10 protein-coding genes are annotated in these 10040 nt (G+C 62.2%); 6 read left to right on the forward strand and 4 right to left on the reverse strand.

Annotated elements, in window-relative coordinates:
• Positions 1-231: 231 nt before the first annotated feature.
• Positions 232-2154 (forward strand): asparagine synthase (glutamine-hydrolyzing), encoded by a 1923-nt coding sequence (gene asnB, locus HMPREF2565_RS00130; protein WP_046647940.1) that lies wholly within the window; start codon positions 232-234, stop codon positions 2152-2154.
• An 83-nt stretch (positions 2155-2237) separates the two neighbouring features.
• On the opposite strand, the gene HMPREF2565_RS00135 is transcribed toward asnB, so the two are convergent.
• A complete protein-coding gene (locus HMPREF2565_RS00135) occupies positions 2238-2582 on the reverse strand; it encodes a HesB/IscA family protein (protein ID WP_070512402.1) in 345 nt (114 codons plus the stop codon).
• Between the two features lie 179 nt (positions 2583-2761).
• Here HMPREF2565_RS00135 and HMPREF2565_RS00140 point away from each other — a divergent pair, with 179 nt between their 5' ends.
• Positions 2762-3454 carry a DUF3043 domain-containing protein gene (locus HMPREF2565_RS00140; protein WP_071406682.1) on the forward strand — a complete coding sequence of 231 codons (693 nt, stop codon included), beginning with the start codon at positions 2762-2764 and terminating at the stop codon, positions 3452-3454.
• 12 nt (positions 3455-3466) lie between these two features.
• Positions 3467-4384: a nicotinate-nucleotide--dimethylbenzimidazole phosphoribosyltransferase gene (locus HMPREF2565_RS00145; RefSeq protein ID WP_071406683.1), complete on the forward strand. Its 918-nt coding sequence runs from the start codon at positions 3467-3469 to the stop codon at positions 4382-4384.
• 10 nt (positions 4385-4394) lie between these two features.
• On the opposite strand, the gene HMPREF2565_RS00150 is transcribed toward HMPREF2565_RS00145, so the two are convergent.
• Positions 4395-5498, reverse strand: coding sequence for a branched-chain amino acid aminotransferase (locus HMPREF2565_RS00150; RefSeq protein WP_071406684.1), 1104 nt, complete (start codon positions 5496-5498; stop codon positions 4395-4397).
• A 212-nt stretch (positions 5499-5710) separates the two neighbouring features.
• On the opposite strand from HMPREF2565_RS00150, the gene HMPREF2565_RS00155 reads away from it, so the two are divergent.
• Positions 5711-7210 (forward strand): leucyl aminopeptidase, encoded by a 1500-nt coding sequence (locus tag HMPREF2565_RS00155; RefSeq protein WP_070546907.1) that lies wholly within the window; start codon positions 5711-5713, stop codon positions 7208-7210.
• Between the two features lie 48 nt (positions 7211-7258).
• Here HMPREF2565_RS00155 and HMPREF2565_RS00160 read toward each other — a convergent pair whose 3' ends face one another.
• Complete coding sequence (locus tag HMPREF2565_RS00160; RefSeq protein WP_071406685.1) at positions 7259-8533, reverse strand: glutaminase; 1275 nt, start codon at positions 8531-8533, stop codon at positions 7259-7261.
• Between the two features lie 28 nt (positions 8534-8561).
• Between HMPREF2565_RS00160 and HMPREF2565_RS00165 the strand changes: the two genes are divergently transcribed.
• Entirely contained in the window at positions 8562-9104 is a 543-nt protein-coding gene (locus HMPREF2565_RS00165; RefSeq protein ID WP_049156249.1) for an isochorismatase family protein, read from the forward strand.
• Positions 9105-9115: 11 nt separating this feature from the next.
• Here the strand turns inward: HMPREF2565_RS00165 and HMPREF2565_RS00170 are convergent, their stop codons facing one another.
• Complete coding sequence (locus HMPREF2565_RS00170) at positions 9116-9523, reverse strand: hypothetical protein (RefSeq protein ID WP_046647933.1); 408 nt, start codon at positions 9521-9523, stop codon at positions 9116-9118.
• 148 nt (positions 9524-9671) lie between these two features.
• Between HMPREF2565_RS00170 and HMPREF2565_RS00175 the strand changes: the two genes are divergently transcribed.
• Positions 9672-10040 (forward strand): biotin/lipoyl-containing protein (locus HMPREF2565_RS00175; protein WP_304441151.1); only part of this gene is annotated, 369 nt, incomplete at its 3' end.

Consider the following 10040-nt stretch of genomic DNA (forward strand, 5'->3'; position numbering starts at 1 on the left):
TGCCCTATAAGTAGTGAACGTACGGAATGTTACCGGCCCACCTGCACAAGATCACGCCAGCTCCCCCAGCCTCCCCCTCCCGGCTATGACCCAATTCACAAGCCGCACACCCCTGCATCATCCGAAAGTTCGCACCCTAACGGGGAACGCGGCGCGGGGTTCGCAGATCGTTTGGCCGCGGCCGTAAAGTGTTCCGGAGATGAACCTTGATCTATAAGGAGAAGCAAGCTTATGTGCGGACTCTGCGCGCTACTGAGCGCCGATCGCAACGCCGCCCAGCACCTGGAAGCTCTTGAACAGTCTCTTCAGTGCATGCGCCACCGCGGCCCGGACGCTGCCGGAACCTGGCACGACGATGATGCGGCTTTTGGCTTTAACCGCCTATCTATCATCGACCTCGAACACTCCAATCAGCCGCTCCGCTGGGGCCCCGAGGACAACCCCGAGCGCTATGCCCTTACCTTCAACGGCGAAATCTATAACTACGTAGAACTCCGCGAAGAGCTCAGTGCCGCCGGCTATACCTTCAACACCGAGGGTGACGGCGAGCCCATCGTCGTGGGCTATCACCACTGGGGTAAGGACGTCGTAGAGCACCTGCGTGGCATGTTTGGCTTCGTTATCTGGGATACCGAAACGCGCACGATGTTTGCCGCCCGCGACCAGTTCGGCATCAAGCCGCTCTACTACGCCACCACCAAGGAGGGCACGGTCTTCGCCTCGGAGATGAAGTGCATCCTTTCGATGGCCGACTCGCTCGGTCTAGACCTCAGCCTTGATAGGCGCGCCATCGAGCACTACGTAGACTTGCAGTACGTGCCTGAGCCAGAGTCCCTCCACGCCAATATTCGCCGCGTCGAGTCTGGCTGCACCGTGACGCTTCGCCCTGGCGAAGAAGTTGTATCGGAGCGCTACTTTAAGCCCCGCTTCCCCATCCAACCCGTCAAGCAGGGCGAGGAGCAGCAGCTCTTCGATAGGATCGCCCGGGCGTTGGAGGATAGCGTCGAGAAGCACATGCGTGCGGACGTCACCGTCGGCTCCTTCCTCTCCGGTGGCATTGATTCCACCGCCATCGCAGCTCTGGCCAAGCGCCACAACCCAGACCTACTCACCTTCACCACGGGATTCGAGCGCGAGGGCTACTCCGAGGTGGATGTCGCCGCCGAGTCCGCCGCGGCGATCGGTGTGGAGCACATCGTCAAGATCGTCTCCCCTGAGGAGTATGCCGACGCTGTACCGAAGATCATGTGGTACCTGGACAACCCCGTCGCGGACCCTTCCCTCGTTCCGCTGTACTTCGTGGCCCAGGAAGCCCGCAAGCACGTCAAGGTGGTGCTCTCCGGCGAAGGTGCGGACGAGCTCTTCGGCGGCTATACCATTTATAAGGAGCCTCTCTCCCTGGCTCCGTTCGAGAAGATCCCCTCCCCGCTGCGTCGCGGCCTGGGCAAGCTCTCACAGGTACTCCCCGAAGGAATGAAGGGCAAGTCCCTGCTCAACCGCGGTTCGATGACCATGGAGGAGCGCTATTACGGCAATGCACGTTCCTTTAACTTCGAGCAGCTCCAGCGGGTGCTCCCCTGGGCCAAGCCGGAGTGGGATCACCGCGAGGTCACCGCACCAATCTACGCGCAATCACAGGACTTCGACCCGGTAGCCCGCATGCAGCACCTCGACCTGTTTACGTGGATGCGCGGCGACATCTTGGTCAAGGCCGACAAGATGAACATGGCCAACTCCCTAGAGCTGCGCGTTCCCTTCCTCGACAAGGAAGTGTTTAAGGTCGCGGAAACTATCCCCTACGACCTCAAGATTTCGCACGGCACGACCAAGTACGCGCTGCGCAAGGCTATGGAGCAGATCGTTCCCCCGCACGTGCTGCACCGCAAGAAACTGGGCTTCCCGGTTCCGATGCGCCACTGGCTGGCCGGCGATGAGCTCTACGGCTGGGCCCAGGATCAGATTACCGAGTCCCAGACCGAGGACATCTTCAACAAGAAGGAAGTCCTGGAGATGCTCAAGGAGCACCGCGACGGTGTATCCGATCACTCACGCCGCTTGTGGACGGTGCTGTCCTTCATGATTTGGCACGGCATCTTCGTCGAAGACCGCATCGACCCGAAGATCGAGCAGCGCGACTACCCCGTGAAGCTCTAGTTCAAACAACAAAACTGACGGAGCCCTCGCCGCACACTGCGGACGAGGGCTTCATCGTTTTGTCAACGTGACTTTACTTGAATTTAATTGAAGGAATCACCGCAAGCGCAAGAGCCGCCAGCGTTGGGGTTATCGATGGTAAAGCCCTGGGCCTCAATGGTGTCGGAGAAGTCAATCTTGGCGCCGGTGAGGTACGGGATAGACATCTTGTCTACGACGAGGTTAACGCCGCCAATGGTGTCCACCTTGTCACCATCCAGGGTGCGGTCATCGAAGTAGAGCTGGTAGCGCAGACCCGCGCAGCCACCTGGCTGGACAGCAATGCGCAGTGACAGATCGTCGCGGCCTTCCTGCTCAAGCAGGGACTTTGCCTTGGCAGCAGCGGCCTCGGTCAGGATAACTCCGGTTGCAGACGCGGGAGCGGTCATGATTTCTCCTCTTATATATGCGGAATTTTTCTGGAGCCCACCCTACCCCCTCACAGGTGAGGAAGAAAGGATGCCTCACAGTTCACTAGTGGTTCACAGGTGTCCTGTTCCCTAACCACAACGCTCTCTCCCGCGGGCCTATTCCCGTTATGTCTGCTAGACCTTGTACGCTAAACAGCGTGAAACTTCCGTGGCAAAAAGATGACAAGACCTCTTCACCCGCCGAACAAACCCCGGCGCCGGAAGAGCAACCCGCCGCCGAGAAACCGCACCGCAAGGGCTACACGCCGCCGAAGGGCCGCCCTACGCCCAAGCGCGATGCGCAGGAAATCGCCCGCGGCGTCAAGCGCGATCCCCGAGGAATGTCGGAGGCGCAGCGCTACCAGCACCGCAAGGAGCTCAAGGCTTCCATGTCCAAGCAGGAGTGGAAGGAATACAAGCGCAAAGAGCGCCAAGAGTCCCGCGAGCGCAACAAGGTGGCACAGGAGCGCATGGCCGCTGGCGACGAACGCTACCTGCTCGCCCGCGATAAGGGCGAGGTCCGCCGCTACGTGCGTGATTGGGTAGATTCCCGCCGCTTCATCAACGAGTGGGTCATGCCCTTTATGATCGTGCTGCTGGTGCTTATGTTCGTCAGCACCCGGGATCCGCGCCTGTCCCAGATCGTTTCTATCGGCGCCATGGCGGTCATCGTGGTCTTCGCGGTCGAGGGCTTCTGGCTCGCGCGCAAGTGCAATAACGCCGTACGTCTCAAGTTCCCCGGCACCACCGAGGCCGGTTTTGGCCTAGGCTTCTACGCGTACTCCCGCGCCTCCCAGCCGCGTAAGTGGCGCACCCCGCGCCCGCAGGTGGAGCGCGGAGCCACCGTCTAATCCGGAGGACACATGCCTGAATTCACCGCCGTTCCCCAGCTGCGCCCTTCAAGCGCAGCACAACCAAACCGCGTGGCAGAGATTGCGGCGTGGTTGGCGGCAGCCCAGGATTCTCAGCAGGCTAAGCCCCTTCAGCGCCCTCGCGCCATTGTCTTTCTCAGCAATCCCGCTATCGCGGTGCACACCACCGACGACGGCGAGCTCACGCAGCACTCCCCTGCTGATGAGGAACGGTGGCGCGATCACCTCTTCAGCGCTGCGCAGCGCGCAGGGGCAGGCATAGACTTCGTCGAGCGCACCAGCGCAGAACCCACCAGCGCTGAGCCTGGCGCCACCTCCGCCGCCATGACTCCCGCGGAGTTCGAGTCCTTCATCGATGTGGGCATGGCCACCGCAGATCGCGAGATCGATTCCGGTTCGGATCTACTCATAGCGTCGGCTCGTGGCATCGATGACGCGACCGTCGCCGCAAGCCTTATGGGCCGGATTACCCACACCGAACCGGTGGCCATCGTGGGGACGAATACGCTCGCCAGCGGTATTACGGATGCACAGTGGAAGACACGAGTGAGCATTGTCCGTGATTGCATGTTCCGCGCCCGCAACCTGGAGGGCTGGGAAGTTGTGCAGACCATCGGCACCCCGAGTGTGGCAGCACTAGTGGGTTTCATCGCCCAAGCCACAGCGCGGCGGACTCCGGTGCTTATCGACGGCCCCCTGGCCGCCACCGCCGCCGTCCTCGCCGAGCGCAGTGCCCCCGGCGTGAAAGGCTGGCTGCGCGCGGGAAGCACGACCCCCGAACCGGCGTATGCCCTCGCCCTCAAGGAGCTCGGGATTGAACCGCTACTCGATTTGAATCTAAGTGAAGGTTTCCCCCTCGGCGCGCTCGCGGCCCTGCCGCTGGTGCAGCTGGCCGCAGAGCTCGCCTAATCAAAGCCGCTTAGTTCGCCTCCACCAACGTGTGCAGCCAGCCGTGGGTATCCTCAACGGACCCGCGCTGGATGCCGGTGAGGCGCTCGCGCAGGGCCATCGTCGTAGCACCGGCCTCATCGTTGTTGATGTGGAAGTCGGTCTCGTCGCCCATGACGTGGCCCACCGGGGTAATAACGGCTGCGGTGCCGCAGGCAAAGGCCTCCACCATGGCACCGGAAGCAACGTCCTGCTCCCACTCCTTGTAGGTGATGCGGCGCTCTTCGACCTTCAGCCCCATATCCTCAGCAACCTGCAGAAGCGAAGCGCGCGTAATGCCCGGCAGCAGCGAACCCGACAGCGCCGGGGTCACCAGGGTTTGGTTGCCCTCCTCGCCGTAGACAAAGGCCAGGTTCATACCGCCCATCTCCTCGATGTAGGTGCGGTCGATGGCATCCAACCACACCACCTGGTCGCAGCCCTTTTCCGCGGCCTGCGCCTGGGCGAGCAGTGAGGCCGCATAGTTGCCGGCGAACTTGGCCGCGCCCGTGCCGCCGGGAGCAGCGCGGACGTAGTCGGTGGACAACCAGACGGACACCGGCTTTCTGCCGCCGGTGAAGTACGCGCCTGCCGGGGAGGCGATGACGACATAGCGGTAGGAGTGCGCCGGGTGCACGCCCAGGGACACATCGGTAGCAATCATGAAAGGGCGGAAATACAGGGCTGCCTCGCCGCCGGCTTCGGGGACCCAGGCCTGGTCGACGTCGACAAGCTGGCGCAGGGACTCGATGAACTCTTCTTCCGGCAGCTGCGGCATAGCCATACGCTCAGCGGAAGCCTGCAGACGCTGCGCGTTTTGCTCCGGGCGGAAGGTGGCGATGCTGCCGTCGGGCTGGCGGTAGGCCTTGATGCCCTCGAAGATGGCCTGGCCATAGTGGAAGACGGTGGACGCCGGATCCATGCTAAACGGCGCGTAGGGGCGTACCTGCGCGTCGTGCCATCCCTTGTCCTCAGTCCAGTCAATCGTCACCATGTGGTCGGTGAAGTACTTACCAAAGCCCGGGTTCGCCAGAATCTCCTGCAGGCGCTTCGGGGAGGTGGGGTTTTCAGTTCGCGTCACGGTGTAATTCAACATGGATTACAGCGTACTCCTTAGCCCCCTATAGAGATGCAGAAATGCCTTAGCTAGATCACCACTCCTTAAGTCCACTCGGCTAGCCCACTAGCCCCGCTGCCACCCCACCCCACTCCCACCGTAATCCCACTGTAATCCCACTACGTTCCACACCATAGACACGGGTAGTGTGTGAGGAGTATCCCATTGTCACTTTTCTCAAGGAGGACATCGTGGCTTCTTCCACGTTCGAACTGCCCGCACGCGGCTCTTTCCCCACTGTTGAGCTGGCCAAGAAGGCCCCCAAGCAGGCAGATGCCCTGCTGATCGCCGCCTTCGCCGGCGAGGAGGGACTCGAGGTGCCGGGCACCTCTCTTCTCAGCTCGTCCGCACTGCGCTCGACGTACGAGGCTCTCGCGGCCGTGGGCGCGACGGGCAAGGCCGGGGAAATCGTGAAGGTTCCCGCCCCGCAGAAGGCGGGCGCTGCTCAGGTCATTGCGCTGGGCTTGGGCGATGTAGAGGAGCTTGACGCCGAGGCCCTGCGCCGCGCCGCCGGCTCCGTGGCCCGCGCCACCGCAGGCGTGGGCACCATCGTGACCAGCCTGGCGGACTTCGGTGTTTCTGCTGCTGTCGAGGGTCTCATCCTCGGCGGCTACGCTTATCGCGGCATTCGCTCCACCGAACTGGAGGAGAAGGAACAACCAGCCACTTTCGTGGTGGTGGCTGATAAGTCTGTCTCCGAAGAATTCGAGGCAGCCCGCACCGTGGCCGAGTCTGTCTTGCTTGCCCGCGACCTCGTGAATGCCCCCGCCAACGAACTCTACCCGGAGTCCTACGCCGCATTCCTTTCCGGCCAGGCAAAGGAAGCCGGTCTTGACGTCGAGGTGCTCGATGAAAAGCAGCTGGAGAAGCAGGGCTTCGGCGGTATCCTCGCGGTAGGCAAGGGTTCTGCCCGTCCGCCGCGTCTGGTGCGCCTGAGCTGGAAGCCCAAGAAGGCCAAGAAACACGTGGCTCTTGTAGGTAAGGGCATTACCTTCGATACCGGCGGCATCTCCCTCAAGCCAGGCAATGGCATGTGGGACATGATTTCGGATATGGGTGGCTCTGCTGCGATGGCGGCCACCATCATCGCGGCGGCCAAGCTGAAGCTGCCGGTTCAGATCACCGCTACCCTGCCGCTGGCTGAGAACATGCCGGGCTCTGGCGCCACCCGCCCGGGCGATGTCATTACCCACTACGGTGGCCTGACCTCCGAAGTTCTCAACACCGACGCCGAGGGCCGCCTCGTGCTGTCGGACGCCATCGCGCGCGCCAGCGAGGACAAGCCGGATTACCTCATTGAGACCGCGACACTCACCGGCGCACAGATCGTGGCGCTGGGTTCGCGCACCTCCGGCATCATGGGCTCCGAGGTTTTCCGCGATCGCCTCGCCGAAATCGGCCGCGAGGTGGGCGAGAACGCCTGGGCCATGCCGCTGCTGGAAGAGCACGACGAGGAGATCAAGTCCCAGGCCGCGGACATCCGCAATATCAATGCGAAGCGTGAGGGCGGCATGGAGTTCGCCGGCACCTACCTCAAGCAGTTCGTGGGCGAGGGCATCGAGTGGGCCCACATCGATATCGCCGGCCCCTCTTGGAACGGTTCCGCCCCGCGCGGCTACACCCCGAAGCGCGCCACCGGAGTTCCGGTGCGCACCGTGGTCGCAGCGCTGCGCGAGATCGCAGAAGCCTAAATCAGAGCGGCTTCCATGTGTCCCTTCGTGTGAGCGGCTTTAGGCCGCTCACACCTCTTCGCCGGCGATGACGTAGTCCTCCTTATCCGCCAATGGGAGGACCGTACCGTCGGACATGGCGCGGTCGGTGACGAGCCCGTCGTCGTCGACAAGCGCGACCTCGTTGCCTTCCTCACGCAGCCGGCGCAGTCCTTCCTTGAGCATGCGCCGGCCCACCTTGTGCAGGCCAGAGACCTGGGAGAAGTCCAAGGCCAAGCGCTTGCCGGAGAACTGGCGCTCCTCCAGCTCGTGGAGGATGGCTTCGGTGGCGGTGAAGTTGATGTGGCCCTGCAGGCGGATAATCGCGGTGTCGTCGTCCTCGTCGACGCTGCGAACTGGGTGCACACCAAAGCGGTTTTCCGTGGACATCAAGTGCAGGCCCATGTCCGAGGAGAGCTCGCGGAAGATTTCGGTTCCGCGCACGCTATTTCCCTGCTCATCGAGACGCGGCGAGAACGTCGCCACGCCGATCTGCCCCGGCAGCGTTCCAATGAGTCCTCCGGATACGCCGGACTTAGCGGGGATTCCCACCTCCGCCATCCAGCGCCCAGCACCGTCGTACATGCCGCAGGAACTCATCACCGCCAGCGTCATGCGGCAGACGTCGGCGTCCAAAATCTTCTCCCCCGTTACCGGCTGGCGGCCACCATTAGCCAGGGTCGCGGTCATGACGGCGAGGTCGCGCACGTCCACCGACAGGGCACACTGCGAGGTATAGGACAGCACGGCGTCGTGGGCATCGTCCTGGATGATGCCGTAGGAGCGCAGCATATGTGCCAGGGACAGGTTGCGCTCAGCGTGCTCAAGTTCCGAGTCACACAGGCGCTTATCGACGTCCACCTCGCGCCCCGCCAACTGGGATATGAAGGCGCGGATCTTTTCCACGCGGTCCACCACGGTCGACTCCACCCCATTAATCAGCTGATTGACCACGATGGCACCTGCATTGATCATCGGGTTCAGGGGGCGGTGGTCCTTGGCTAGGGATAACTCATTGAAGGCCTGCCCCGAGGGCTCGAGTCCTACCACCTCACGAACCGCGTCAGGGCCGAACTCGCTCAGAGCGAGGGCATAGACGAAGGGCTTGGAAATGGATTGAATGGTAAAGCGGGTCTCCGCGTCACCGGCGCTGTAGAGGTGGCCCGTCACAGAGCACAGCGCAACCCCCAGCTGCTCGGGGTTTGCGGCAGCCAGCTCCGGGATATAGTCCGCGACTTCTCCGGAATCGTGATCGTGAACGCCATCAAGGATCTTCTGTAGATAAAAAGGAATCGGTGTTTTCATCGTTTCCCAGCGTATAGAATTGCCGCGTATGACACCTGCACTCATCATTGTCGACGTCCAACATGACTTCTGCCCCGGCGGAGCCCTCGCCACCGAGCGCGGAAATGAGGTGGCCGATCGCATCGGTGCCCTCCAGCCTTCCTACGACACTGTCGTTGCCACGCAGGACTGGCACATCGATCCGGGTACCCACTTCTCCGAGAATCCAGACTTCGTTGATACCTGGCCCACGCACTGCGTGGCCGATTCCTTCGGCGCCGCGATGCACGAAGCGATCGGACCCGCCCAGGCCTATTTCAAGAAGGGTGAATATACCGCTGCGTATTCCGGTTTCGAAGGCACGGCCGACGGCGTTCCCCTGGCAGAGTGGCTGCGCGAGCACGACATCACCGCCGTGGACATCGTGGGCATCGCTACCGATCACTGCGTGCGCGCCACCGCTGCCGACGCCCTTGCGGAGGGATTCACGGTGCGTGTGCTGGCGGATTACTGCGCGCCTGTCGACGAGGCCCGCGGCGCCGCCGCTCTGGAAGAGCTTGAGAAGGCAGGCGCCACCATCATTACTGGCTAGGCAGCACCCCTCTAATTGCCGTTCTGGCCATTCCGCTGCTGTCGCTGCTCAAACCGCTGACGGCGCTCGCGTTGTTCCTCCCGCTTGCGCAGAATGCGCTCTCGCTCGATGCGCTCGCGCATGCGCTGGGGGTAACCAGTCTCTTCGACGTCATAGACATCGCAGCGCAGAAGCTTAGCCACCGCGTCGATGCCTTTGGGCCCACCAATGCGACGGCGGATGAAGGCGCCGTTTTCATCCACCACAACGACAGACATCTCGTTGACCACGGTCTCCGGTTCAATAAAGGCCTCAATAAAGGCACGTCCCTGAGCCCAGGCTTGAAGCTCTTGGGCGTCTTCTGCGCGAATGGTCTCCCCCGGTGCGCGGGGCGGGCGCAGTTGGGACTTGGAGCTATTGCGGCGGAAGGGGTTGAACATGGCTCTTTAGCCTACCGGAGCCCACCTTCAGCCACTTCCTGTGGAGGTTGCCCCAATTCACCCCACCCATGCGCAGCTTTTATAAACACGCTGTAGAATCAAACACTAGCGTTTCACTAATTCCAACTTTCGAGGAGTCTTAACACTTATGGCACACTCTGTTGTGATGCCCGAACTGGGCGAATCCGTAACCGAAGGCACGATTACCCAGTGGCTGAAGTCCGTCGGTGACACCGTCGAGGTCGACGAACCGTTGCTCGAGGTCTCCACCGACAAGGTCGACACCGAAATCCCCTCCCCGGTCGCCGGCACCATCCTCGAAATCAAGGCTGAGGAAGATGACACCGTAGACGTGGGCGCAGTCATCGCCATCATCGGTGACGAAGGCGAATCCGCACCGGCTGCTGAGGAGTCCGCGGATTCCTCCGAGAAGGCTGCCGAGACCCCAGACAAGCCCGCTGAGGACGCTGAGTCCGAGGCGCCTGCTGCTTCTGGTGATGCCACCGACGTGGAAATG

The sequence above is a fragment of the Corynebacterium sp. HMSC072A04 genome, assembly GCF_001809235.1.
GTDB classification, from domain to species: domain Bacteria; phylum Actinomycetota; class Actinomycetes; order Mycobacteriales; family Mycobacteriaceae; genus Corynebacterium; species Corynebacterium hiratae.

Coding starts and splice junctions, on each gene's coding strand:
- HMPREF2565_RS00165 (WP_049156249.1), top strand. CDS start 8,562: ATGACACCTGCACTCATCATTGTCGACGTCCAACATGACTTCTGCCCC.
- HMPREF2565_RS00160 (WP_071406685.1), bottom strand. CDS start 8,533: ATGAAAACACCGATTCCTTTTTATCTACAGAAGATCCTTGATGGCGTT.
- HMPREF2565_RS00145 (WP_071406683.1), top strand. CDS start 3,467: ATGCCTGAATTCACCGCCGTTCCCCAGCTGCGCCCTTCAAGCGCAGCA.
- HMPREF2565_RS00170 (WP_046647933.1), bottom strand. CDS start 9,523: ATGTTCAACCCCTTCCGCCGCAATAGCTCCAAGTCCCAACTGCGCCCG.
- asnB (WP_046647940.1), top strand. CDS start 232: ATGTGCGGACTCTGCGCGCTACTGAGCGCCGATCGCAACGCCGCCCAG.
- HMPREF2565_RS00150 (WP_071406684.1), bottom strand. CDS start 5,498: ATGTTGAATTACACCGTGACGCGAACTGAAAACCCCACCTCCCCGAAG.
- HMPREF2565_RS00135 (WP_070512402.1), bottom strand. CDS start 2,582: ATGACCGCTCCCGCGTCTGCAACCGGAGTTATCCTGACCGAGGCCGCT.